The sequence below is a fragment of the Massilia norwichensis genome (assembly GCF_024753245.1).
Taxonomy (GTDB): Bacteria; Pseudomonadota; Gammaproteobacteria; order Burkholderiales; family Burkholderiaceae_D; genus Telluria; species Telluria norwichensis.
Window position 1 is genome coordinate 1 of record NZ_JANUGX010000001.1, and the last position, 23,064, is coordinate 23,064.

General features: G+C 69.3%; 20 protein-coding genes. 10 read left to right on the forward strand and 10 right to left on the reverse strand.

Annotated features, from left to right (window positions below; all coding sequences use genetic code 11):
• Positions 1–327 precede the first annotated feature (327 nt).
• From NX782_RS00005 to NX782_RS00015, 3 genes are read right to left on the reverse strand one after another with little or no spacing between them, the layout of a single operon-like run.
• Entirely contained in the window at positions 328–930 is a 603-nt protein-coding gene (locus tag NX782_RS00005; protein ID WP_258843418.1) for a hypothetical protein, read from the reverse strand.
• A 9-nt stretch (positions 931–939) separates the two neighbouring features.
• On the reverse strand, positions 940–2,310 hold the full coding sequence (locus NX782_RS00010) for an MBL fold metallo-hydrolase (protein WP_258843419.1): 1,371 nt from the start codon (positions 2,308–2,310) through the stop codon (positions 940–942).
• A 17-nt stretch (positions 2,311–2,327) separates the two neighbouring features.
• On the reverse strand, positions 2,328–2,555 hold the full coding sequence (locus NX782_RS00015; protein ID WP_258843420.1) for a hypothetical protein: 228 nt from the start codon (positions 2,553–2,555) through the stop codon (positions 2,328–2,330).
• A gap of 128 nt (positions 2,556–2,683) precedes the next feature.
• Between NX782_RS00015 and NX782_RS00020 the strand changes: the two genes are divergently transcribed.
• The gene (locus NX782_RS00020; protein ID WP_258843421.1) at positions 2,684–3,676 is read left to right on the forward strand and encodes a ferritin-like domain-containing protein; all 993 of its coding nucleotides are present in this window, start codon (positions 2,684–2,686) and stop codon (positions 3,674–3,676) included.
• A 7-nt stretch (positions 3,677–3,683) separates the two neighbouring features.
• On the opposite strand, the gene hpnA is transcribed toward NX782_RS00020, so the two are convergent.
• A complete protein-coding gene (gene hpnA, locus NX782_RS00025) occupies positions 3,684–4,685 on the reverse strand; it encodes a hopanoid-associated sugar epimerase (RefSeq protein WP_258843422.1) in 1,002 nt (333 codons plus the stop codon).
• Between the two features lie 98 nt (positions 4,686–4,783).
• Between hpnA and ispH the strand changes: the two genes are divergently transcribed.
• The 6 genes from ispH to NX782_RS00055 are packed head-to-tail and all read left to right on the forward strand — an operon-like array spanning position 4,784 to position 11,378.
• Positions 4,784–5,716 carry a 4-hydroxy-3-methylbut-2-enyl diphosphate reductase gene (gene ispH, locus NX782_RS00030; RefSeq protein WP_258843423.1) on the forward strand — a complete coding sequence of 311 codons (933 nt, stop codon included), beginning with the start codon at positions 4,784–4,786 and terminating at the stop codon, positions 5,714–5,716.
• Positions 5,717–5,752: 36 nt separating this feature from the next.
• Complete coding sequence (gene hpnH, locus NX782_RS00035; protein ID WP_258843424.1) at positions 5,753–6,916, forward strand: adenosyl-hopene transferase HpnH; 1,164 nt, start codon at positions 5,753–5,755, stop codon at positions 6,914–6,916.
• 21 nt (positions 6,917–6,937) lie between these two features.
• Entirely contained in the window at positions 6,938–8,089 is a 1,152-nt protein-coding gene (gene hpnI / locus NX782_RS00040; protein WP_258843425.1) for a bacteriohopanetetrol glucosamine biosynthesis glycosyltransferase HpnI, read from the forward strand.
• Between the two features lie 2 nt (positions 8,090–8,091).
• Positions 8,092–9,540 (forward strand): hopanoid biosynthesis associated radical SAM protein HpnJ, encoded by a 1,449-nt coding sequence (gene hpnJ / locus NX782_RS00045; RefSeq protein WP_258843426.1) that lies wholly within the window; start codon positions 8,092–8,094, stop codon positions 9,538–9,540.
• A 38-nt stretch (positions 9,541–9,578) separates the two neighbouring features.
• Entirely contained in the window at positions 9,579–10,397 is an 819-nt protein-coding gene (gene hpnK, locus NX782_RS00050) for a hopanoid biosynthesis-associated protein HpnK (protein ID WP_258843427.1), read from the forward strand.
• Between the two features lie 6 nt (positions 10,398–10,403).
• Positions 10,404–11,378 (forward strand): lysylphosphatidylglycerol synthase domain-containing protein, encoded by a 975-nt coding sequence (locus tag NX782_RS00055; protein ID WP_258843428.1) that lies wholly within the window; start codon positions 10,404–10,406, stop codon positions 11,376–11,378.
• A 16-nt stretch (positions 11,379–11,394) separates the two neighbouring features.
• Here the strand turns inward: NX782_RS00055 and NX782_RS00060 are convergent, their stop codons facing one another.
• The gene (locus NX782_RS00060; protein WP_258843429.1) at positions 11,395–12,006 is read right to left on the reverse strand and encodes an MlaC/ttg2D family ABC transporter substrate-binding protein; all 612 of its coding nucleotides are present in this window, start codon (positions 12,004–12,006) and stop codon (positions 11,395–11,397) included.
• 111 nt (positions 12,007–12,117) lie between these two features.
• On the opposite strand from NX782_RS00060, the gene hpnN reads away from it, so the two are divergent.
• Together hpnN and NX782_RS00070 are read left to right on the forward strand one after the other, a co-directional pair.
• Complete coding sequence (gene hpnN, locus NX782_RS00065; protein ID WP_258843430.1) at positions 12,118–14,775, forward strand: hopanoid transporter HpnN; 2,658 nt, start codon at positions 12,118–12,120, stop codon at positions 14,773–14,775.
• The gene (locus tag NX782_RS00070; RefSeq protein ID WP_258843431.1) at positions 14,772–15,536 is read left to right on the forward strand and encodes an MlaA family lipoprotein; all 765 of its coding nucleotides are present in this window, start codon (positions 14,772–14,774) and stop codon (positions 15,534–15,536) included. The genes hpnN and NX782_RS00070 overlap by 4 nt, the downstream gene beginning before the upstream one ends.
• Here NX782_RS00070 and NX782_RS00075 read toward each other — a convergent pair.
• From NX782_RS00075 to dxs, 4 genes are read right to left on the reverse strand one after another with little or no spacing between them, the layout of a single operon-like run.
• Positions 15,518–16,210 (reverse strand): phosphorylase family protein, encoded by a 693-nt coding sequence (locus NX782_RS00075; RefSeq protein WP_258843432.1) that lies wholly within the window; start codon positions 16,208–16,210, stop codon positions 15,518–15,520. The two genes, NX782_RS00070 and NX782_RS00075, sit on opposite strands and share 19 nt — an antisense overlap.
• Positions 16,210–18,174: a squalene--hopene cyclase gene (gene shc / locus NX782_RS00080; protein ID WP_258843763.1), complete on the reverse strand. Its 1,965-nt coding sequence runs from the start codon at positions 18,172–18,174 to the stop codon at positions 16,210–16,212. Before shc ends, NX782_RS00075 begins: the two co-directional genes overlap by 1 nt.
• A gap of 54 nt (positions 18,175–18,228) precedes the next feature.
• Positions 18,229–19,074 (reverse strand): presqualene diphosphate synthase HpnD, encoded by an 846-nt coding sequence (gene hpnD / locus NX782_RS00085; protein ID WP_258843433.1) that lies wholly within the window; start codon positions 19,072–19,074, stop codon positions 18,229–18,231.
• Positions 19,075–19,102: 28 nt separating this feature from the next.
• Positions 19,103–20,881: a 1-deoxy-D-xylulose-5-phosphate synthase gene (gene dxs, locus NX782_RS00090; protein WP_258843434.1), complete on the reverse strand. Its 1,779-nt coding sequence runs from the start codon at positions 20,879–20,881 to the stop codon at positions 19,103–19,105.
• Between the two features lie 314 nt (positions 20,882–21,195).
• Here dxs and ftsZ point away from each other — a divergent pair, with 314 nt between their 5' ends.
• Positions 21,196–22,281, forward strand: coding sequence for a cell division protein FtsZ (gene ftsZ, locus NX782_RS00095; protein ID WP_258843435.1), 1,086 nt, complete (start codon positions 21,196–21,198; stop codon positions 22,279–22,281).
• A 78-nt stretch (positions 22,282–22,359) separates the two neighbouring features.
• On the opposite strand, the gene NX782_RS00100 is transcribed toward ftsZ, so the two are convergent.
• Positions 22,360–23,061, reverse strand: coding sequence for a MarC family protein (locus NX782_RS00100; RefSeq protein WP_258843437.1), 702 nt, complete (start codon positions 23,059–23,061; stop codon positions 22,360–22,362).
• Positions 23,062–23,064 lie beyond the last annotated feature (3 nt).

Below are 23,064 nucleotides of genomic sequence, written 5' to 3' on the forward strand. Positions count from 1 at the left end.
AACTACTGGCACTTTCATCAAACGCCCACACTTATCGACTGTTGATTGTTAAAGATCGTTGGCTCCCGCCGAGGGCGGTACTGCCTTGCTGCGTTCTGCGAATCGTTTTGTTCGTCAGCAGCAGAGAAGTGAGATTATGCAGTAATTCGCTTAACTCGTCAACCCCTCGTTTTTCTACAACACACTCGACTTGGTCGTTTTGGCAAGCTTAACTATTTGATTCCGTTGAGCTTTTCGTGTGCTGCAGAAGCAGGACGCGAACTATAGCAAACCGCACCGCAGCGCGCAAGAGACAGAAAATTGAACAGTCATCGCTGACCGTTCCATTCAGGATATTTCCGCAAGCTCTGCTTTTGCAGCCGTTACCCGACGCAGAGCCGTTTCCGGATCGAGTCCCGCCATCAGAAGATTAATAATCTCCTGTTTATCCTCGTTCGTGATGCCGGCACATGCCTGGCGGTGCGAACAGAAATAGGCGTACCAGGCGACATCGGCCGGGCGCTCCTGGCGCGGTTTATACCTTTTCGGCACCGCCGTCCGCGCTTCGCCGGCATATGCGGCCAGTCGGGTAGGCGCGGCTGACCAATCGAAGCCTGCAACTGCGCGGCGCTCGGCTTCCCAATCGCCCTGGTAATCAGGCACGGGCCGCATAGTCGCCTTGTGCACTGCCAGACAAGCGAGGTTCGGATAGCCATTGGCCTTGCAGAAGGCCGCGACGAAAGCCAGTTTCATGCCGATCCCGACCACGACCGCGCGGCCGAGCGTCGCATCTTTCGGGTACATGCTGCGCGCCAGCGTCAGCAGGTCTGCGTGAGCGATCGGCTGCCCGGCCGCGGTTTGCGCGTGTCGCACCAAGGCCTCCACCAGCCGGGATCCGACCTCGATATCGGTCAGCGTGAACTGCGTTATCGCATCGATACTGTCTGCCATGCCATTCCTTTAGCCTTGTTTTCCGGAGCCTGCTTCTTCCAGCAGGCGCCGCAACTGGGCCGCCTGATAGCCCCCGAAGGTGTCGCTGAACAGGCAGCGGATCAAGGGATCGTCGACCACGTCGGCGTCCAGCAGCGCGCGCTCGGTCTCCGCATCGAACACCGTATCGTTGATGCGCATGTACATCGACGTCAGCGACTCGCCCAGTTCGAGCGCCGCGTATAGCTTGGCGGCCGGGATCTCGGTCGTCCAGCCCAGTGGCGCCTCGCCCTCATCCAGGAAGGCTACGCCATTGGGCGCGAGCCGGTAGCGGAAACGTGTCGCCCGCCCCTCATGGTCGTAAACCGAGAGCTGCCAGATGCGGGTCTCGTCGAAATAGTCGGAGGCAGCCTCGACATCGCCATACTTCTCGAGCAGCCCGGCCCGGCAGTAATCCATGACGCGCGCCTGCTGCGATGCCGTCAGCGGCGCAAAATGCGTCGCGATATCGGCGGTCGGCGGCGGCGCGGCATTGCCTTCGTAGACGTAGTCGACGTCCTGCGCGCCAACCGGTATCACCCAGCTCAGGGGCGGCGCCGGCCGCAGCGAAGTGGCGTCGAGCCGCGCCGACACCGACGGGTCGAGCCGCACGACCTGCGCAGCGGGCAGCGCCGCGCCCACCTCGCGCGCGAACTGCGCATACGAGATCGGGAAAAAGGCGCGGTTGTACCACGACCACGGCTCCTGCTGGAACTGGCAGGAACTCGGCACGATGTAGCGCGGCGCCAGCGTACCGAGCTGCGCCAGCCATTCGGCCGGCAGTTCGGGCGGCGCGGCGACGGCGCGGGACGGCGCCAGCACTTCGAGCTCGCGCATGGTCTGGAAGGGCCACAACACCATGTCCCAGGGCCCTTCCCCGGCCAGCTTGGCGAGCGTGCCCTCGTCGATCCAGGAGTCGACCACGTTCAGGACATTCAGTCCAGCGGCCCTCACCTGGAACATGCTGTCGACGTCGGCATCCATGGCTTCGCGCGGCACCACCTGGAACGGCCCGACCTCGACCGCCTCGTCGAGCGCCAGCGCATGCACGCGGCTGAAGCCCAGTTGGCGCACCATGTCGAACAATTCTCCGAACATGCAGTAGATATAGAGCGGCGTGGCACGGTCCAGCAGGTCCAGGCTCTCCAGCGAGCAATGATCGTCGTGAAAATGCGAGATGAACACGGCGTCGAAACGCAGGCGCCGGATCTGCTCGTGGTCGAAGCGAACGTCGGGAAACGCGTGGCAGTTGCGGCTGAACGGGTTTTCGAAGATGGTGTCGAAGGCGATGCGCGTGCCGGCGCATTCGAACGCGTAGCCGGCGTGCAGGATACGCGAGATGGTGATGGCGTCGGTCGACATGTCAGCTGGTGCCGGGCTCAATCGAGACGCTTCAGGCGCTGGCCATGGATGCCCCACTGGCAATCGACGTCGTCGACGCGTCCGCACAGGGCCCAGCCGGTGCCGATCTTTTCCACCGTGACCGGGCTTTCGATTTCGCGTGCCAGCTTCTCGGCCCACACGCTCGCGGCACCGCGTCCCTTGAAGAGTTCCTTGCCTTCGTAGATGACGGTGGCGTCGAATACGGGCATGGCGAATATGCTCATTGCTTCCTCTGTGTTTCGGATGTAAAGGCGGCATCCTAACATTTGCGCTGCCCGGCAAGCGTCCGGCGGCCTCGAATCCGCAGGCGTATGATCGCCGCGTGGACGCAAGCACCCGACGGGAGGGCCGCATGGACACGTTCGACGTGGGACAACTGGTGCCCGGCTTCCGGCCGCCGCCGCAAGGCGCCCCGGCGGAGATCGACCCGGCGGCGCTCGCCGCGGCGCAGACCCGCACACGGCATTGGCGCAGTTCCTTTCCCGGCCCGCTGATCCCGGGCACCGACCGGCACCGGGCTGAAACCTGCCGCATGTTCCGCGAGACCTTCAATCCCTACCGCCCGGCCGTGCTCGACTGGCCAAGCCTGGCGCCGGCGGAACGTGCGCGCATCGTCGCCCTGCCGATCTGGGACATCGCGGTGCAAACCGAGGGCAAGGCCAGGCTGCGCATGGCGGCCTATGCCCGCACCCTGTGCGAGCCCGACATGCGCGGCGCGCTGGCCCTGAACGCATGGGAGGAGCAGCGCCACAAGGATGTGCTGTCGCGCATGGTGGCGGCCTACGGCATCGCACTGGCGCCGGAGCCGACACCCGCCCTGCCCGCCGATCCCGAATGGGCCTATCTCGTCACCGGCTACAGCGAGTGCATCGACAGCTTCTTCGCGTTCGGCCTGTTCGAACTGGCGCGGCGTTCGGGCCTGTTTCCGCAGGCTTTGGTCGACACCTTCGAGCCGGTGATGCAGGAAGAGTGCCGCCACATCCTGCTGTTTGCCAACTGGGCCGGCTGGCACCGCGCGCGGCTCCCGTTCTGGCGGCGCCTGCGCTTCGAGGCCCGGGTCGCCGCGGTCTGGCTCTATCTTGCGTGGGAGCGGATCGGACTGGCGCACACGGTCGGCGCCGAGCGCATGGCGCCGGAACAGGAGCAGGACAACAACTTCACGCTGCACGGCGCGCAATCGGTCGCCAGCACCGAGGTCGGGATGGCAGACCTGATGGCGCTCTGCCTGGAAGAGAACGCGCGGCGCTTTGCCGGCTACGACGAACGCCTGCTGCGCCCGACGACGGTGCCGCGCCTGGCCAGCCTGCTGCTGCGCATCGCCCGGCCCCTCCGCGGCCGGCGCTGAACTCGATTCAGCGGAGGTAGCCTTCGCGCCCGAACCACTCGAGCGCGGCCTGCACGCCCGCCGTGTGCGGTCCGGGTCGGTATCCCAATTCCGTACGCGCCTTGTCCGAACTGAAGAACATCCTGTTGCGCGACATCTTCAGCCCATCCACGGTCAGGAAAGGCTCCCTGCCGCGCCAGCGGGCCAGGGCTTCGGCCGCATGCGCCAGCGGCACCAGCGGCGCGACCGGCAACCTGAGCCGCGGCGCAGAGCGCCCGGCGAACCCGGCGATCTCGCCCAGCAGATCGCGCAGCATCAGGTTGTCGCCGCCCAGGATATAGCGCTCGCCTGTCCTGCCGCGCACCAGCGCCAGCAAATGCCCCTGCGCCACATCCTCGACGTCGACCACGTTCAGGCCGGTCTGGACGAAGGCCGGCATCCTGCCGCTGGCCGCCTCGACGATGATGCGGCCAGTCGGCGTCGGCCGCACATCGCGCGCACCGACCGGCGTCGACGGGTTGACGATCACCGCAGGCAATCCTTCCTCGGCAACCATGCGCTCGACCAGGCGCTCGGACAGCACCTTGCTGCGCTTGTAGGCGCCGATGGCTTCCTCGGGCTGCAGCGGCTGGTCCTCGGTGGCGGCCAGGGTCGACGGTTCCACGCGCAGTGTCGCCACGCTGCTGGTGACGACCACGCGCTCGACCCGCCGCGCCAGCGCCGCCCGCATCACCGCCTGCGTGCCGTCGAGATTGTTGCGCGCGATCTGCGCCGGCTCGGGCGCCCACAAGCGGTAGTCGGCCGCCACGTGCAGCAGGTAGCGCACGCCGTCCAGCGCGCGTTCGACGGCCGGCTGGTCGCGCATGTCGCCTTCAGCGACTTCCGCGTCCAGCCCGTCCAGGTTGCGGCGCGGACTGCTGGCCCGCACCAGCACGCGCACCGCGTAGCCCTGCCGCAGCGCGGCGCGTGCCACCGCGGAACCGACAAACCCGGCCGCGCCCGTGACCAGCACCCTGTCCATGCCTGGCATCGCGCCCCCTTGCAGCACAGTGACGCTTTATTGTAGACCGATGGCCGAACCAGCGCGCGTGCGCCGACTCTAACCTGCTTCGCCACGGGAGAATCGTCATGCGCGTCATCCTAGCCCAGCCACGCGGCTTTTGCGCCGGCGTCGTCCGCGCCATCGAGATCGTCGAGCGCTCCCTCGAGCGGCACGGTGCGCCCGTGTATGTGCGACACGAAATTGTCCACAACAAAGCCGTGGTCGACGGCCTGCGCGCCAAGGGCGCCGTCTTCGTCGACGAGCTCGACGAGGTGCCGCCGCAAGCGGTAACGATCTTCAGCGCCCACGGCGTGGCGCGCCAGGTCGAAGCCGATGCGCGGGCGCGCACGCTGCGCGTGTTCGACGCGACCTGCCCGCTGGTGGCCAAGGTCCACATCCAGGGACGGCAATATGCCGCCAGCGGCCGCGTGCTGATCCTGATCGGCCATGCCGGCCACCCCGAAGTCGAGGGCACCATGGGCCAGATCGACGGCCGCGTGCTGCTGGTGCAGGACGAGCGCGACGTCGACGCCCTCGACCTGCCCGCCGACACGCCGGTCGCCTATGTCACCCAGACCACGCTCAGCGTCGACGATACCCGCGGCGTCATCGCGGCGCTGCAGCGGCGCTTTTCCGACCTCGTCGGACCGGACGTGCGCGACATCTGCTATGCCACCCAGAACCGGCAGCGCGCGGTGCGCGAGCTCTGCCGGCAGGTCGAGGTGCTGCTGGTGGTGGGCGCCACCAACAGCTCGAATTCGAACCGGCTGCGCGAGATCGGCACCGAGAGCGGCATCCCGACCTACCTGCTGGCCGACGGCGGCGAGCTCGAGCCAGGTTGGGTGGCGGGCGCGAACGTGGTCGGGATCACGGCAGGCGCGTCGGCGCCGGAATCGATGGTCGAACATGTGATCGACGCGCTGCGTGCTTTGGCCCCGGTCGAGGTCACGACCATGGACGGGATCGCCGAACACGTCGAATTCCGCCTGCCGCGCGAGCTGGCCGACCGCGCGGCCTGAGCCGGACGACGGAGCGACCGAGCGACGGAGACGAAGATGGCGATCCCCTTCCTGCAAAAAGCGCTGGTCGGCGCCTATGTGCTGCGCCAGCAGCTAGCCGGCAAACAGCGCTACCCCCTGGCGCTGATGCTGGAGCCGCTGTTCCGCTGCAACCTGGCCTGCGCCGGCTGCGGCAAGATCGATTATCCGGACGAGATCCTGAACCAGCGCCTGTCCGTCGCCGATTGCCTGGGTGCGGTCGACGAGTGCGGCGCGCCGGTGGTGTCGATCGCGGGCGGCGAACCGCTGCTGCACAAGGACATGCCAGCCATCGTCGAGGGCATCGTCGCGCGGCGCAAGTTCGTCTACCTGTGCACCAATGCGCTGCTGATGGAAAAGAAGCTCGACCAGTACCGCCCGAGTCCCTTCTTCATCTGGTCGGTGCACCTCGACGGCGACCAGGCCATGCACGACCGCTCGGTATGCCAGGACGGCGTCTATCAGCGGGCGGTGGCGGCGATCCGGCGCGCCAAGGCCGCCGGCTTCCGGGTCAACATCAACTGCACCCTGTTCGACGGCGCGGTCGCGGCGCAGGTCGCCGGCTTCTTCGACACCGTGCGCGAGATGGGGGTGGACGGCATCACCGTTTCGCCGGGCTATGCCTACGAGCGCGCGCCCGAGCAGCAGCACTTCCTGGCGCGCGGCAGGACCAAGCAGCTGTTCCGCGATATCCTCGCGCGCGGCGACGGCGGGCGCCGCTGGGCGTTCAGCCAGTCCAGCCTCTTCCTCGACTTCCTGGCCGGGAACCAGAGCTACCGCTGCACGCCGTGGGGCAATCCCACACGCACGGTGTTCGGCTGGCAGCGGCCCTGCTACCTGCTGGGTGAGGGCTATGCCGCCAGCTTTCGGGAACTGATGGAAGACACCGACTGGGACGCCTACGGCACCGGCAACTACGAAAAATGCGCGAACTGCATGGTGCACAGCGGCTATGAAGCGACCGCCGTGCGCGACACGCTGGCCCGTCCGCTGGTGGCGGCGAAAGTCGCGCTGAGGGGTGTCAGGACCAGCGGGCCGATGGCGCCGGAAATCCCCCTGCACGGCCAGCGACCGGCGCAATACGTGCACGCCCGGCACGTGGCGATCAAGCTGGAGGAGATCCGCGGCCGCAAGACGCCGGCGCCTGGGCCGGTATTGCGGCGCCAGGCCGGGTCCGACTGAGCCGGGCCACGGAGAGCGCCGATGCCAGCCATATTCACCGTCGCCGCGACCGTCCTCACGCTGCTGGCCACGCTGTACGCGCTGGCGGCGCTGCTGGTCCGCCCGCGCACGCGCGGCCCGCGCCCCGGCGACGTCCGCGACCTCGGCGGCAACGGCACCGCGGCGCCGGTGCCCGTCAGCGTGCTCAAGCCCCTGTGCGGCCTGGAGCCGCGGCTCGAACACAACCTCGCCACCTTCTGCCAGCAAACCCACCCGCACTACCAGCTGGTATTCGGCGTGCGCGACCCAAACGACCCGGCCATCGCGGTCGTACAGCGGCTGGCGCGGCGCTTTCCCGCGCTCGACATGCAGCTGGTGGTCGATCCGCGCGTCCACGGCAGCAATCTCAAGGTGAGCAACCTGATCAACATGATGCAAGCCGCCCGCCACCCGTGGCTGGTGCTGGCCGACAGCGACGTCGCGGTCGCGCCCGGTTACCTGGAACGCGTGACGCTGCCGCTGCGCGACCCCGGCGTCGGCATCGTCACCTGCCTCTACCACGGCCAGGCCGAGGGCGGCTTCTGGCCGCGCCTGGGGGCGCTCTTCATCGACACCTGGTTCGCACCCTCCGTGCGGGTCGCCAGCGGCGGCGGCAGCAGCGCCTTCGCCTTCGGTGCAACGATCGCGCTGCGGGCCGAGGTGCTGCGCGCCATCGGCGGCTTCGCCGCGCTGAAGGACCGCCTGGCCGACGACTACCATCTCGGCGGGCTGACCCGGCGCAGGGGGCTGGCGACCGTCCTCTCCGATGCCTGGGTCAGCACCGACGTCACCGAAACCAGCCTGCGCGCCTTGTGGTCGCGCGAGCGGCGCTGGATGCAGACCATCCGCTCGCTCAATCCGGCCGGCTATGCGTTCTCCTTCATCACCTTCACCCTGCCGATGCTGGCGCTGGGCCTGTGGCTGGCGCCGACCGCGCTCAACCTGGCAATTGCGCTCCCGGGCGCCGCAGCCCGCCTGGGCCTGCACTGGAAGCGGCCCGCACCCGGCGTCCCGGCACCCGGACATGCGATGCTGGCGCCGCTGCGCGACTGCCTGTTGCTGCTCGAGTGGCTGAGCGGTTTTGCCGGCGCCACCGCGCGCTGGCGCAGTCAGCTGGTGCCGATCGACACCCTCACCCGACGATGGAAGCCTTGATCATGAGCCACCTGAAAACCCTGTTCCTGCAGGCGCCCTCCTTCGACGGTTTCGATGGCGGCGCCGGCTCGCGCTACCAGGCCAAACGCGAGATCCGCTCGTTCTGGTACCCCACCTGGCTGGCCCAGCCCGCCGCGCTGGTGCCCGGCAGCCGCCTGCTGGATGCGCCGGCGGACGGCCTCACGGTCGAGCAGGCGCTCGACATCGCCAGCGCCTACGAACTCGTGATCATCCACACCAGCACGCCCTCCTTTCCCAGCGACGCGCGCTTCACCGAACTGCTCAAGGCGCGCAATCCGACGCTCCTGGCCGGCATGGTCGGCGCCAAGGTCGCGGTCGATCCGGGCGGCTCGCTGCGCGCCAGCCGCGCCATCGATTTCGTCGCCCGCGAAGAATTCGACTACACCTGCCGCGAGCTCGCCGAGGGCCGGCCGCTGGCGGACATCGATGGCATCAGCTGGCGCGAGGCCGGTGCGGGCGGCGACGCCATCCGCCACAACCCGCCGCGCGCCATGCTCGAGGACATGGATGCGCTGCCCTTCGTGGCGCCGGTCTATCGACGCGACCTGAACATCCGCAATTACTTCATCGGCTACCTGAACTACCCGTATGTTTCGCTGTACACCGGGCGCGGCTGCCGTTCGCGCTGCACCTTCTGCCTGTGGCCCCAGACCGTCGGCGGGCACCGCTACCGCACCCGCTCCAGCGAGAACGTATTGGCCGAGGTCCGCTGGATCAAGGAGAACATGCCCGAGGTGAAGGAAATCATGTTCGACGACGACACCTTCACCGACTTCCGCCCGCGCGCCGAAGAGATCGCCCGCGGCCTGGGCGAACTGGGCGTGACCTGGTCGTGCAACGCCAAGGCCAATGTGCCGTATTCGACCCTGAAGATCATGAAGGAGAACGGCCTGCGCCTGCTGCTGGTCGGTTACGAGTCCGGCGACGACCAGATCCTCCTGAACATCAAGAAGGGCCTGCGCACCGACATCGCGCGCCGTTTTGCCGCCGACTGCCGTCAGCTGGGCATCACGGTGCACGGCACCTTCATCCTCGGCCTGCCCGGCGAGACCCGCGAAACCATCGCCAAATCGATCGCCTTTGCCAAGGAGATCAATCCGCATACCATACAGGTGTCGCTGGCCGCGCCCTATCCCGGCACCCGTCTGTACGAACAGGCCGTGGAGAACGAGTGGATACCGCCCAACAAGACCATCCACCTGGTCAACGAGAGCGGAGTGCAACTGGCGGCGCTCAGCTACCCGCACCTCTCCAGCGAGGAGATCTACCATGGCCTCGAACAGTTCTACCGCAGCTTTTACTTCCGGCCGTCCAAGATCTGGGAGATCGTCAGCGAAATGGCCGGCAGTTGGGAGATGACCCGGCGCCGGCTGCGCGAAGGCGTCGAGTTCTTCCACTTCCTGCGCGCCCACGGCGCCACCCACTCGTGAGCGGCGCGGCACGCCGGACACGCGCAGGCGCACGGGGCTTGATCATCACCGCCGACGATTTCGGCCTGCACCCGAGCGTCAACCAGGCCGTCGAACGCGCCCACCGCGAAGGCGTGCTGTCCGCCGCCAGCCTGATGGTGGGTGCGCCGGCCGCCGGCGACGCCATCGCCCGCGCACGCGCCTGCCCGCGCCTGCGCGTCGGCCTGCACCTGGTGCTGGCCGACGGCGCGCCGGTGCTGCCGCCGCGCGCGATTCCGGACCTGGTCGACGCCGGCGGCCGCTTCGGCAGCCGCATGGTGCGCGATGGATGCCGCTTCTTTGGCCTGCCGCGCGTACGCGGCCAGCTGGCGCGCGAAATCCGCGCCCAGTTCGAAGCCTTTGCCGCGAGCGGCCTGGCGCTCGACCACGTCAATGCGCACAAGCACTTCCACCTGCATCCGACCGTCCTCGGCCTGATCCTGCAGATCGGCCGCGAGTTCGGCCTGCGCGCAGTGCGCCTGCCGCGCGAAGCCGGCCTGCCGCTGTGGCTGCGGCCCTGGCTGGCGCTGCTCGCTGCCAGGCTGGACACGGCCGGCATCGCCCACAACGACTATATCGTCGGCTTGCGCCAGTCCGGCCGTTTCGATGAGTCAAACCTGCTGGCGGCGCTGGCAGATCTGCCCCCGGCCGGCATCGGCGAACTCTACCTGCACCCGGCGCTGGTATCGGGCGCAGCGATCTCCCCCTCGATGCCGGGCTACCGCCACGCCGACGAGTTCGCGGCCCTGGTGTCGCCGCGGACCAGGCAGGCCTGTTCCCGCCTGCGCGACGGCGGTGTGCGCTTCGGCGGGTTTGCCGACCTGGCCGTGCAGGCATGAGTGCGCATGAAGAAGCTGGCCTACCTGGGCATCATCGCCGGCCTCGCGCTGCTGACCGCGCTGGTGGTGCTCGAAGGCTGGACCGATATCCTGTCCGCCTTCCGGCACGCCGGCTGGGGTTTGCTGCTGGTGGTGCCGGCACGCCTGCTGACGCTGGCACTGGACGCCCGAGCCTGGCGGGTACTGCTCGATGCCTGCGATCCGGCGCGCGCCGCCGGGCCGCTGTTCCTGCTCTGGGTCGCCAGCGTGCGCGACGCGGTCAACCGGCTGCTGCCGGTGGCCGGGGTCGGCGGCGAAGTGGTCGGCGTGCGCCTGGCGCGCCTGCGCATTGCCGATGCCACGGCCGTTACCGCGAGCGTGATCGTGGAAGTGCTGCTGACGATCGGCGTGCTCTACCTGTTCTGCGGACTCGGCGTGGTGCTGATGGCGCGGCTGGCGGCCGGGCTGGGCCAGGTCTGGATCGTCGGCGCCAGCCTGCTGTTGTCCTTGCCGCTGCCGGTGCTGGCCTGGTGGCTGCTGCGCCATGGCGCGCCGTTCGCAAGGCTGGAGGCGTGGGCGCTGCGCCTGCTGGGTCCCGGCAAGGGAATCGCCCTGCACCTGGACGGCGTGCGCCTCGACGCGGACGTGCAGCGCCTGTTCGGGCAGCGCCGGCGCCTGCTGCGGGCGACCGCGCTGATGCTGGCGTCCTACCTGCTGGGCAGCTTCGAAACCTGGTATGCCCTGCGCCTGCTCGGCCATCCGGTGGGGGTCGGCACCGCGGTCGCCATCGAAGCCCTGAGCCAGGCGACGCGCCACGCCAGCTTCCTGGTGCCGGCCGGCCTGGGCGTGCAGGAGGCGGCGGTGCTGCTGTTCGGCCAGCTTGCCGGGGTCGGCGGCGAGGTAGCGCTGGCGCTGGCGCTGGTCAAGCGCATGCGCGAGATCGTGCTCGGCATTCCGGCCCTGCTGTCCTGGCAATGGGTAGAAGCGCGCCGGCTCGAGTAGTGCGCAGGCCTGGGCTTCAGGCCCCTTCGTTGTGGGCAGCCAGGTATTTGATCAGGCCATCGATACCGCCGGACGCCAGCTGCGGCGCGAACTGCTGGCGATAGACCTGGATCATCCACGCGCCCATCATGTTGATGTCGTAGATCTTCCAGCCGGCGCTCGTCTTGCGCATGCGGTAGTCGATCGGCATGCTGTCGCCGGCCGTGATGACGGTCGTTTTCACGACGGCGTCCGTGGCGTCCGGCGCCAGCCGCGCCGGTGACGCATATTGGAAGCGCGTATCCTGCCCCTGGATCTGGGTCAATTGAATCGCATAGGTGCGTGCGAGCAGGGTCTGGAACTGCTGGAACAAGGCCTCGCGCTGGGCCGGGGTGGCCTTCGCCCAGGCGCCGCCCACCGCATATTGCGTGGTCAACATGAAGTCGGTGGACGGCAGGAAGCGCTGCTGGACCAGCTGGTAAGTACGCGCCAGGTCGCCGGCGCGCGCCGCCGGATCGCTGCGAATGGCATCCATGACGCCGCCGATGGTGGCTTTCAGCATTTGCTCCGGACTACGGTTGTCCGCCTGCTGGGCGAGCACGGCCGGCGTGCTCAACAAGATCAGCGGCAGCAAAATCGTCGGCTTCATCTATTTTCCTCCAGGGCCAGACCCTGGTAAGACCGGCAGCCGGCCCAGGCGTTCCGTTGCAGTCGCCGGCGCGCATCGTAGGTCTAAACATTTTTCTCCCAGGGCCGCGCGATGCTGACCAAGCTGATCTGCCGGGTCGTCCACCTGTCCTCGCGCCATCCGTGGGTGGTGCTTGGCGCCTTCGCGCTGCTGGTCCTGCTTGCCGGTTTGTATACCGCGCGCCATTTCGCCATCAACACCGATGTCGCGAAGCTGATCGAGGCCGACACGCCCTGGACCCGGCGCGACGCCGCCATCGCCGCCGCCTTCCCGAACCGCAGCGACACGACCCTGGCCGTGGTACGCGCGCCGGCGCCGGAATTCGCAGCCCAGGCGGCCCGCGAGCTGGCCGAACGCCTGCATGCGCAGCCGCAGCGCTTCCATTCGGTCAGCCTGGGTGCCGGCAGCGAGTTCTTCCGGCACAACGGTCTGCTCTACCTCGACCTGCCGCAATTGCAGACGCTGAGCGGGCAACTGCTCGATGCGCGTCCGCTGCTGAATGCCCTGGCGCGCGACCCTTCGCTGCGCGGCCTGGCCAACCTGCTGTCGGTGTCCCTGCTCACGCCGCTGCAGACCGGCCAGCTCACGCTCCCCGGCATGGCGCCGCTGCTGTGGCGCAGCGCGGACACGGTCGAGGGCGTGCTCGTTGGGCGGCCTGCAGCGCTGTCCTGGCAGAACCTGGTCGACGCCGACCCGGCTGCGGTGGAGCCGGGTCTGGTCGAAGTGCGGCCGGCGCTCGACTACAGCGAGCTGCTGCCCGGGGCACCTTCCAGCGAGGCGATCCGCGCCGCGGCGCGCGACTTGCGCCTGCACGAGCGCTACGGCGCCGGCGTCGCCCTGACCGGGCCGATTCCGCTCTCGGACGACGAATTCGCCTCGCTGCAGGAAGGCTCGCCGCTCACCGGCGCGCTGCCCGTGGTCGTCGTGCTGGTGCTGCTGTGGCGGGCGCTGCGTGCGACGAAACTGGTGCTGGCCCTGTGCCTGGTCATGCTGGGCGGGCTGGTGCTTACCGCGGCGCTGGGCCTGCTGATGGTGGGCGCGCTGAACCTGATCTCGGTGGCCTTCGCGATCCTGTTCGTCGGCCTCGGGATCGACTTCGGCATCCAGTTCGGCATGCGCTTCAGGGAGCTGCGGCGCGAAATTCCGTCCACCCACGCCGCGCTGCTGGCCGCCGCGCGCGCGATCGCGCTGCCGCTGGCGCTGGCCGCCGCGGCCACTGCGCTGGGCTTCCTGGCCTTCCTGCCGACGGCCTACCGCGGCGTGGCGGAACTGGGGCAGATCGCGGGCGTCGGCATCCTGTTCGTCGCGCTGCCGGCCTGCCTGACGGTGCTGCCGGCCCTGATCCAGCTGATCGACCCGCCGCCCAGCCGCGCCGCGCCCGGCTACCCCTGGCTGGCCCCGGTCGACCGCGCGCTGCAGACGCATCGCCGCACCTTGCTGGCGGCGACCCTGGCGCTGGTGATCGCAGGCATCCCGCTGCTATGGCGGCTCGAGTTCGACTTCAATCCGCTGCACCTCAAGAACCCGCGCAGCGAATCGATGGCGACGCTGGCCTCGCTGTCGCGCGGCACCGACATCGGCATCGACAACGTGCAGGTGCTGGCGGCATCGCTGGCGGATGCCCAGGCGATGGCGGCGCGCCTCGAACGCCTGCCCGAGGTGGGCGGCGCGATGACCGCCGCCAGCTTGATCCCCGAAGCGCAGCCCGAGAAACTGCAAGCCGTCGCCGCCGTCGCCGCGCGCCTGCTGCCGGTGCTGGCGCAGCAACCGGCGGCGCCGGCCACCGACCCGCAGCGCGTGGCGGCACTGCGCACGGCGGCGCAAGCGCTGCGCAATGCGGCGCTCGACCATCCGGGACCCGGCGCGGCACCGGCCAGGCGGCTGTCGCGGGCGCTGACTGCGCTGGCCAATGCGGACGCCGCCGCGCGCGAGCGTGCCGAACGGGCGCTCGCCGGGCCGCTCAGGCTGGCCCTGGACACGCTGCGCCTGGCGCTGCAACCCGGCCCGGTCACGCTGGCCACCCTGCCGGCGGAGATGAAAGGCAGCTGGATCGCCGCCGACGGCCGGGCGCTGGTGGACGTGAGTCCGAAGCGCGCGCCCGGCACCGGCCCTACCGGCCAGCGTAAGGCAGACAGCGAGGACCATGGCGACCAGCGGCTACAGCGGTTCACCGACGCCGTGCTGCGGGTCGCGCCCGAGGCCAGCGGCGGTCCGATCTCGGTGCGCCACGCCGCCGACCTGATCGTCGAGGCTTTCGTGCAGGCGGCGCTGCTGGCGGTGCTCACCATCACGCTGCTGCTGTGGCTCAGCTTCCGGCGCTTCGGCGACGTCATGCTGACCATGCTCCCGCTGCTGGTCTCCAGCCTGGTGACGCTGGAAGCCTGCGTCCTGCTCGGCATCGAACTCAATTTCGCCAACATCATCGCGCTGCCGCTGCTGCTGGGGGTCGGGGTGGCTTTCAAGATTTATTACATCATGGCCTGGCGCGCCGGCCATCCGGCCCAGCTCGAACATCCGCTGACCCAGGCCATCATCCTCAGCGCGGCCGCCACCGGCACCGCTTTCGGCAGCCTGTGGCTGTCGAATCACGCCGGCACCGCCAGCATGGGCAAGCTGCTGGCGCTGTCGCTGGTCTGTACCCTCATCGGCGCCGTGTTCTTCCAGCCCATCCTGCTGGGCAAGCCGCGCGTGTCGCCGCCCTCTCCCCGATCCGAAGAAAAAACGCCATGAAAGCACGCAACCCATCGACCCCGCCGCGGGCCATCGGCCGCAAGCCCGGCGTCCGCGTCTTGCTCCCCGCGCTGCTCGCGCCTTTACTCGTCACGCTGGGCGGCTGCGCCAGCGGTCCGAACCGCAATACGGCGGACCCGCTGGAGCCGCTCAACCGCAGCACCTGGCGCTTCAACGAAGCGATCGACCGCAACTTCGCACGGCCGGTCGCGCGGGGCTACACCCGCGTGGTACCGCGTCCGATCCGTACCGGGGTCGAGAATTTCTTCTCGAACCTCGGCGACTTCCCGGTCATGTTCAACGATTTCGCCCAACTGCGCATCATGGACGGCATGAACGACCTGATGCGGATCGCCGTCAATACCAGCTTCGGCTTGCTCGGGGTACTCGACATCGCCACGCCGGCCGGCATTCCGAAGCGCGACCAGGACTTCGGCCTGACCCTGGGCCATTACGGCGTGCCGAGCGGGCCCTACCTGGTGCTGCCGCTGTTCGGGCCCAGCACCTTCCGCGATGCGGCCGGCTTCGGCGTCGACCAGTTTGCCGAGCCGGTCAGCTATACCGATCCGGCCTGGCGCAACAGCCTGTGGGGCCTGAACTTCGTCAGTACCCGCGCACGCTACCTGAACGCGACCAACCTGCTGGAGCAGGCGGCGCTGGACCGCTACCTGTTCGTGCGCGACGCCTACCTGGGGCGCCGCCGCAGCCAGCTGGACGAAGGCAAGGAAGCGCCGCTGCCGGACTACGGCAAGGAGAAATGAGGCCCGAGCCGTGCCCGTACGCGGCGCAGTGCGCGCCGCGCCAGCCAGGCTTCGCGCGCCAACCCGCACAGCGGCGCCAGCTCGCGCGGCAAGCGCGCCAGCGCGCCCAGCAGCGGCAGCCAGACGGTGCCGCCGTCATCGCGCAGCGCCGCCAGCGCGCAGGATGGGAGGCTGCGCCAAGCCGGATCGAGCACGACCCGGCAGGCGGCGAAGGGCAAACCAAGGCGCTGGGCCTCGCGCGCGGCCACATGCGACTCCATGTCCACCGCGCAGGCGCCGCTGTCGCGCCAGAGCTGCGCCTTGCCGGCCGCCGCGGCGAGCGGCAGATCCATCCCGGCCAGCAACCCTGCCCGCGCATCCGGCAGGCGCGCCAGCAAGGCTTGCACCCATGCCGGGTCGGCGGCGACAATGCCGGTTCGGGTCAGTACGGCGGTCGCCACCACGCAGCTGCCCGGCGCCAGTCCGGGGTCCAGGCCGCCGGCGCAGCCGAAGCTGACGATGCCTACACTGATGATGCCGGGGCGCTGGCCGGCCAGCAGCGCTTGCAGGCCGGCCGCGACCCGCGCCGGGCCGGGTCCGCAAACGGGCGCAACGCCCGGCCCCGCCGCGATCGCGGCTTCGAAGGGCAAGCCGCACACGGCCGCCACCACCGCCTGCGCGCCGGGCGCACCCATCACATCCCCAGCCCGGCCAGGCGGTGAGCGCCGCCGCCACGCAGATTGCGGTAACGCGCCAGCGCCCACAAGGGAAAGTAGCGCGCGTAGCCGTGGTAGCGCAGATAGAAGACACGCTCGAAACCGGTGGCGGTGTGCTGCGGCTCGTCCCACAGGCCGTCGCCGCGCTGGCCGTCGATCAGCCAGGCGATGCCGCGCCGGACCGCGGGCGTGTCCGCCGCGCCGACCGCCATCAGGCCCAGCAGCGCCCAGGCGGTCTGCGAAGGGGTCGAGGGCGCCGGTCGCCAGCCGTCGTAGTCGAGCCGGTAGCTGTCGCCGTCTTCGCCCCAGCCGCCATCCGGATTCTGGATCGCCGTCAGCCAGGCGACGGCGCGCGCCACCGGCCTGGCCTGCGTTTCGAGCCCGCAGACGCCCAGCGCGCACAGCGCGCTCCAGGTGCCGTAGATATAGTTGACGCCCCAGCGCCCATACCAGCTGCCATCCTTTTCCTGGTTGCGCAGCAGCCAGCTCAGCGCCCGCCCGGCCGGCGCGCCGCGGCCAGCCGGCGCGCCGGGTGCCAGCTGCGCCAGCATGGACAGGCAGCGCGCCGACACGTCCGCGGTGGGCGGGTCGAGCAGCGCGCCGTGATCGGCGAAGGGAATGTTGTTCAGGTAGCGCTGGGTGTTGTCGGCCTCGAAGGCGCCCCAGCCGCCGCCGCGCGACTGCATCCCCACCACCCACTCCTGCGCGCGGGCGACCGCGGCGGCATAGCGGACGGGGTCGGCGCGGTGCATGGCCATCGCCACCACGGCGGTATCGTCGACGTCCGGGTAATACGCGTTCTCGTACTGGAAGGCCCAGCCGCCGGGGCGCAGGCCGGGACGGCGCAGGCCCCAGTCGCCGTCGCGCTCGAGGATCTGCAGCGGCAGCAGCCAGTCGAGGCCGCGCATCGCCGCGTCGCGCGCCGCCGGCAGGCCGGTCTCGATCAGCGCGTGGCACATCAGGGCCGTGTCCCACACCGGAGAAAAACACGGCTGGCAATAGGCTTCGTCGCCGCGGTCCACCAGCAGCCTGTCGATGGCGCGGCGGGCGGCGATGTTCTCGGGATGGTCGCGCGGCACGCCCAGCACGTCGAGCATCTGCACCGCGTTGACCATGGCCGGGAAGATCGCGCCCAGGCCATGCTCGCCGTTCAGGCGCGCCCGCACGAAGGCGGCGGCCTCCTCGATCGCGCGGCGGCGCAGCCGCGCCGGCACCCGCGGCTCCAGCCGGCGCAGTTGCGCCTCGACCGCGCGGAAGAAAGCAAACCACAGGCGCCCCTGGTGCGGCGCGCGCGGGGCCAGGCCCATCCGGCTGGGCGGCGCCACGAACAGCTCGGCCACGCCGACCGCACGCGGGTTGCGCGCGCGCGGGCGCAGGCTGCCCAGCACCAGCAGCGGCACCATCACCGTGCGCGTCCAGTACGAGACCTTGGCGATGTGGAAGGGGAACCAGCCGGGCAGCAGCGCGATTTCGACCGGCATCGCCGGCACCGCGTCCCACGGCACCTCGCCGTACAGCGCCAGCAGCATGCGCGTGAACACATTGCTGCGTTCGGCCCCGCCATGCGCCAGGATCGCCGCGCGCGCCCTGGCCATGTGCGGCGCATCCGGCGGGTCGCCGATCATCTTCAGCGCAAAATACGCTTTCACGCTGGCGCTCGGGTCGTAGCCGCCGTCGTGGAACAGCGGCCAGCCGCCATGCGCGCCCTGGGTGCGGCGCAGGTAGCGCGCGATCTTGCTTTCGAGTTCGGCGTCGGCGGGCTCGCCCAGGTAATGCAGCAACAGCACGTACTCGGCCGGGATGGTGGCGTCGGCCTCCAGTTCGTAGACCCAGTGGCCGTCCGCGCGCTGCTCGGACAGCACGGCGTCCAGCGCCGCCTCGATCGCCTGCCCGAGCGGCGGCTCGACGGCCACATCCCGCCCGGCGCCGAGCGGCAGGCGCATCCGGTCCATCCTCGGCCATTCCGCGCGATATCGCATTGCCAGCTCCTTTCAAGGCTAGAGGACGACATGCCGCAGCAGGATGCCGATGCGTTCGGCGCGGCCCAGCTTGACGGCCGCGCGCGGACTGCGCCAGCCGCGCGCCGCCAGTCGCGCCAGCAGCGCCTGGTACACCGCGCCCATCAAGCGCGGCGCACGTGTGCAGGGTCGGCTGTTGCGGCGCAGGACGATGCCGGCTTTCGCATAGTGACGCTGCGCCTGGTCCGCCAGACGCGTGCAGGCCAGCGGCAAGGCCGGATGCGCGGCGATCGCGCCGGCCTCCCCGCAGGCCTGCGGCTCGAGCCCGGCGGCGTCCAGCAGCTCGCGCGGCAGGTAGGCGCGGCCGATGGCGGCGTCTTCGTCGATGTCGCGCAGGATGTTGGTCAGCTGCAGCGCGCGCCCCAGGTGGTGCGCCAGCAGTACGCCATCGTCGGGCGGCATGCCGAACACCCGCACCGACAGCCGCCCGACGGCGCCGGCCACGCGGTCGCAGTACAGGTCGAGCGTGTCCGCCGGCGGGGCGCAGATCGGGCGGTCCTGGGCATCCATCAGCATGCCGTCGATGACGGCGTGGAAGTCGGCGCGCGCCAGGTCGAAGGCGGCGATATGCCGCGCCAGCGGATCAAGCTGTGGTGGCGCCGCGCCGACGTAACAGGCGTCGACCGCGTCGCGCCAGCCTTCGAGGGCGGCGCGCCTGTCCGGCGCCGAGCCCGTGCCGTCGGCGACATCGTCGACCGCGCGGCAGAACGCGTAGATCGCGAACATCGCGTCGCGCTGGCGGGCCGGCAGGATCTGCATCGCCATCCTGAAGGAACTGCCGGATGGCTGCTGGGGCAAGCCCGGGGTCTGCGGCTGCGTGAGCATGTGGCACCTCGCCGTGGTTCGGGCCTGTTCAGCCGGCGTGCACGGCGAGCCGCGCCTCGCTCATGCCGAAGCGCTGCCGGATGGCGGCGGCGATGCCGGCCGCGTCGAGTCCGACGGCGCCGAGCAGGGCTGCGGGATCGCCATGTTCGATGAACAGGTCGGGCAGGCCCAGGGTCAAAAGCGGCTTGACGATCCCTGCCGCCAGCAGCGCCTCCGCCACCGCCGACCCGGCGCCGCCCATCGCCGCGCCCTCTTCCACCGTCACCAGCTGCCGGTGTTCGCGGGCCAGCAGGGTAATGAGTTCGAGGTCGAGCGGCTTGATGAAGCGCATGTTGGCGACGGTCGCGCCCAGCTCCAGGCCCGCCGCCAGGCTCGGCGCCAGCATCGAGCCGAAGGCCAGGATCGCGGTCCCGCTCCCGCGCCGCAGGATCTCGCCGCGACCGAGCGGAATCGGCTCCAGCGCCCGCTCCACCGCCACGCCGCTGCCGCTGCCGCTGCCGCGTGGGTAGCGCACCGCCGCCGGACCGGCATGCCGGTAGGCGGTGGTGAGCATGCGCCGGCACTCGTTTTCGTCGGCGGCCGCCATCAGCAGCATATTGGGGATGCAGCGCAGGAAGGCGATGTCGTAATTGCCGGCATGGGTCGCGCCGTCCGCCCCCACCAGCCCGGCGCGGTCGATCGCGAAGGTCACGTCGAGGTTCTGCAACGCCACGTCATGGATCAGCTGGTCGTAGGCGCGCTGCAGGAAGGTGGAATAGATCGCCACCACCGGCTTCATCCCCGCCGCCGCCAGGCCGCCGGCGAAGGTGACCGCATGCTGCTCGGCGATGCCGACGTCGAAGAAGCGTGACGGGAACATCTGCGCAAAGCGCACCATGCCCGAGCCTTCGCGCATCGCCGGGGTGATGGCGACCAGGCGCTGGTCCTGCGCCGCCATGTCGCACAGCCAGTCGCCGAAGATGTCGGTGTAGGCCGGCCTGGCCAGCTTCGATGCAGCGGGCAGCCCCTGCGCCGGGTCGAACTTGCCGGTGCCGTGGTAGCGGGTCGGCTCGGCTTCCGCCCGTTCGTAGCCTTTGCCCTTGCGCGTGACCACGTGCAGCAGCTGCGGCCCCCTGCGCTGGCGCAGGCTTGCCAGTGCCGGAATGAGGGCGTCGAGATCGTGACCGTCCACCGGCCCGGCATACTGCAGGCCGAGCTCGCCGAACAGGGTGGCCGAGGGCTGTTCCCGATAACGCTGCAAGGCCCGCGTCAAGGCCCCGACCGCGGGCGAGATCGACATGTCGTTGTCGTTCAGGACCACCAGCAGCCGCAGGTCCTGCGCAACGCCGGCATTGTTCAAGGCCTCGTAGGCAAGGCCGGCACTCATCGCGCCGTCGCCGCACACCGCCACCGCATGGCTGTCCTCGCCGCGCAGCTTCGCGGCCTCGGCCATGCCCAGGGCCGCCGAGATCGAGGTCGAGGAATGGGCGGTGCCGAAGCAGTCGTGGATGCTTTCGCTGCGCCGCGGGAAGCCGGAAATGCCCCCGAGCTGGCGCAGCGTGTGCATGCGCGTGCGCCGTCCGGTCAGCACCTTGTGGGCATAGCTCTGGTGGCCGACGTCCCACACGATGCGGTCGCGCGGCGTGTCGAACACATAGTGCAGTGCGATAGCCAGTTCGACGGTGCCGAGATTCGAGGACAGGTGGCCGCCGGTGCGGCACACGGCATCGAGCAGGAAGCGGCGCAGCTGCCGCGCCAGAACAGTCAGCTGCGCGCGCGGCAGCCTGCGCAGGTCGGCCGGTTCGTCGATTGCATCGAGCAGGTTCATGCGCCTTCTCCATGCCGCAGTGGGCAGTGACAGGCGATCCATTTTAGGACGTTTGCGCTTTTTGTTCAGATGCGGACTTCAAGCGTGCGCCGACCTCTTCAGAGAAATGGTATATGCGCAAAAGACCAGGAAAAATCTTTAGCCCTGCCAATTTCCGCACGCGATTGCACCTGCTATTACAAATGCTTTCGATTGAAACGTTTTCAAACTTTCGCGTGCGCGCCGCAGCAAGTAGTCTAGTGGGCTCAGCAATTGCCAGCGCCCGCCGTGGCATGGTCACGGCCGGCCGGTCGCACTAATCAACGGAGTCTTCCTTGTCCGAACCAAAAGTCCCCCAACCGCAAACGGTCATCAAAATCATCGGCGTCGGCGGCGCCGGCGGCAACGCCGTCAGCCACATGGCGTCCTCGGGATTGTCCGCCTTCGAATTCATTTGCGCGAACACGGACGCGCAGGCGCTGGCCAGCACCCAGACTGAAAAGCGCATCCAGCTTGGCGAGAGCGGCCTCGGTGCCGGCAGCGATCCGATCGTCGGCCGCGAAAGCGCCATGCACGAACGCAGCGCCATCGCCGACGCGCTCAAGGGCGCCGACATGGTGTTCCTCACCGCCGGCATGGGCGGCGGCACCGGCACCGGCGCCGCGCCGGTGGTCGCCGAAGTGGCGCGCGAGATGGGTATCCTGACCGTCGGCGTGGTGTCCAAACCCTTCGACTTCGAAGGCCCGCGCCGCATGCGCGTGGCCGAAGAAGGCATCGCGACGCTGGCGCGCTGTGTCGACTCGCTGGTCATCGTCCTCAACAGCCGCCTGGAGGAAGTCCTGGGCGAGGACATCACCCAGAAGCAGGCCTTTGCCGCCGCCGACGAGGTGCTCTGTAAAGCGGTCACCGGCATCGCCGAAATCATCACCGTGCCGGGCATGATCAACGTCGATTTCGAGGACGTGCGCACGGTGATGCGCCAGACCGGCATGGCGATGATGGGCTCGGCCCAGCACAGCGGCGAGGAGCGCGCCATCAAGGCCGCCGAAGAGGCGATCTCGTGTCCGCTGCTGGACGGCTCGAACCTGCGCGCCGCGCGCGGGGTGCTGGTCAACATCGCCGCTTCCGAAGAGAGCCTGAAACTGCGTGAAACCAAGCAGGTGATGAACACCATCTGCGCGCAGACCAGCGAGGATGCGATCATCAAATTCGGCGCGGTGTTCGACGAGACGCTGGGCGACGCCATGCGCGTGACGGTGGTGGCGACGGGCCTGAACCGTCCCAGCGATTTCGCGCTCGGGGCGCGGCGCTCGACGATTTCGCGGCCGGTGGGCCAGGTGCTGCGGCAGAACGCCGCCCAGCCGGGCCCCAGACCGTCGCCGGCGCCAACGCCGGCGCCGGTGCGCCAGCCTGCGTCTTGAAAGTGCGGGTGCGCAAGCTTGCCGACGGTATCGGCGCCAGCGCGCGCAGGGATATCGCCGGGATGGCCCGAAAAGGCCCTAGATGCCGGCCAGGCGCGAAGACACAGCCGTCACCTCGAGCAGCAGTTCGCGCAAGCCATCCCAGACGATCTGCACGCCAAGGCACAGCAGGATGAAGGCGGTCAGACGCAGGAACACCGCCGTCCCCGCTTCGCCGATCAGGCGCAACAGGTGCTCGCCGTAACGAAAGGCGAGATACAGCAGCACGCCGATGAGCGCCAGCGCCAGCAATGCGCCGCCCATGCGCGCCAGCGAGATCACCAGCTCTGCATCGTGCAGCGCCACCCCCACCGTGATGGCGACCGAGATCGAGGCCGGTCCGCAGCTGATCGGAAAGGTGAGCGGATAAAAAGCCTGGCGCTGCGCGTGCTCCGGCGTGAAGGTGTCGGCGAGCGCTGCGCGGCTGTCCGGTGTGGCGGGCGTCGCGCCAAGCAGACGCCACGCGACCGAAGCAAGGATCAGGCCCCCACCCACGCGCACGATGGGCAGCGAGATGCCGAAAAAATCGAGCACGTAGGAGCCGATCAGCATCGAGCCCGTCATCAGCCAGAACATGTTGCGCGCGATGCGGCGTGCCAGCAGCGTGCGGGTCGAAGGCGCGGCGCCTTCGGTCAGGCTCAAGAAAATCGGTGCCGTGGCGGCCGGATTCAGGATCGGCAGCATCGCTGCCAGCACGAACAGGAAGCTTCTGGCTGCCGCCACCATCAGGTCGATTGTCATGCG

What these genes read in the sequence shown, in the direction of transcription:
- NX782_RS00005 (WP_258843418.1), bottom strand. Translation starts at nt 930, where the DNA reads ATGGCAGACAGTATCGATGCGATAACGCAGTTCACGCTGACCGATATC.
- NX782_RS00010 (WP_258843419.1), bottom strand. Translation starts at nt 2,310, where the DNA reads ATGTCGACCGACGCCATCACCATCTCGCGTATCCTGCACGCCGGCTAC.
- NX782_RS00015 (WP_258843420.1), bottom strand. Translation starts at nt 2,555, where the DNA reads ATGAGCATATTCGCCATGCCCGTATTCGACGCCACCGTCATCTACGAA.
- NX782_RS00020 (WP_258843421.1), top strand. Translation starts at nt 2,684, where the DNA reads ATGGACACGTTCGACGTGGGACAACTGGTGCCCGGCTTCCGGCCGCCG.
- hpnA (WP_258843422.1), bottom strand. Translation starts at nt 4,685, where the DNA reads ATGCCAGGCATGGACAGGGTGCTGGTCACGGGCGCGGCCGGGTTTGTC.
- ispH (WP_258843423.1), top strand. Translation starts at nt 4,784, where the DNA reads ATGCGCGTCATCCTAGCCCAGCCACGCGGCTTTTGCGCCGGCGTCGTC.
- hpnH (WP_258843424.1), top strand. Translation starts at nt 5,753, where the DNA reads ATGGCGATCCCCTTCCTGCAAAAAGCGCTGGTCGGCGCCTATGTGCTG.
- hpnI (WP_258843425.1), top strand. Translation starts at nt 6,938, where the DNA reads ATGCCAGCCATATTCACCGTCGCCGCGACCGTCCTCACGCTGCTGGCC.
- hpnJ (WP_258843426.1), top strand. Translation starts at nt 8,092, where the DNA reads ATGAGCCACCTGAAAACCCTGTTCCTGCAGGCGCCCTCCTTCGACGGT.
- NX782_RS00055 (WP_258843428.1), top strand. Translation starts at nt 10,404, where the DNA reads ATGAAGAAGCTGGCCTACCTGGGCATCATCGCCGGCCTCGCGCTGCTG.
- NX782_RS00060 (WP_258843429.1), bottom strand. Translation starts at nt 12,006, where the DNA reads ATGAAGCCGACGATTTTGCTGCCGCTGATCTTGTTGAGCACGCCGGCC.
- hpnN (WP_258843430.1), top strand. Translation starts at nt 12,118, where the DNA reads ATGCTGACCAAGCTGATCTGCCGGGTCGTCCACCTGTCCTCGCGCCAT.
- NX782_RS00070 (WP_258843431.1), top strand. Translation starts at nt 14,772, where the DNA reads ATGAAAGCACGCAACCCATCGACCCCGCCGCGGGCCATCGGCCGCAAG.
- NX782_RS00075 (WP_258843432.1), bottom strand. Translation starts at nt 16,210, where the DNA reads ATGGGTGCGCCCGGCGCGCAGGCGGTGGTGGCGGCCGTGTGCGGCTTG.
- shc (WP_258843763.1), bottom strand. Translation starts at nt 18,174, where the DNA reads ATGCGCCTGCCGCTCGGCGCCGGGCGGGATGTGGCCGTCGAGCCGCCG.
- hpnD (WP_258843433.1), bottom strand. Translation starts at nt 19,074, where the DNA reads ATGCTCACGCAGCCGCAGACCCCGGGCTTGCCCCAGCAGCCATCCGGC.
- dxs (WP_258843434.1), bottom strand. Translation starts at nt 20,881, where the DNA reads ATGAACCTGCTCGATGCAATCGACGAACCGGCCGACCTGCGCAGGCTG.
- NX782_RS00100 (WP_258843437.1), bottom strand. Translation starts at nt 23,061, where the DNA reads ATGACAATCGACCTGATGGTGGCGGCAGCCAGAAGCTTCCTGTTCGTG.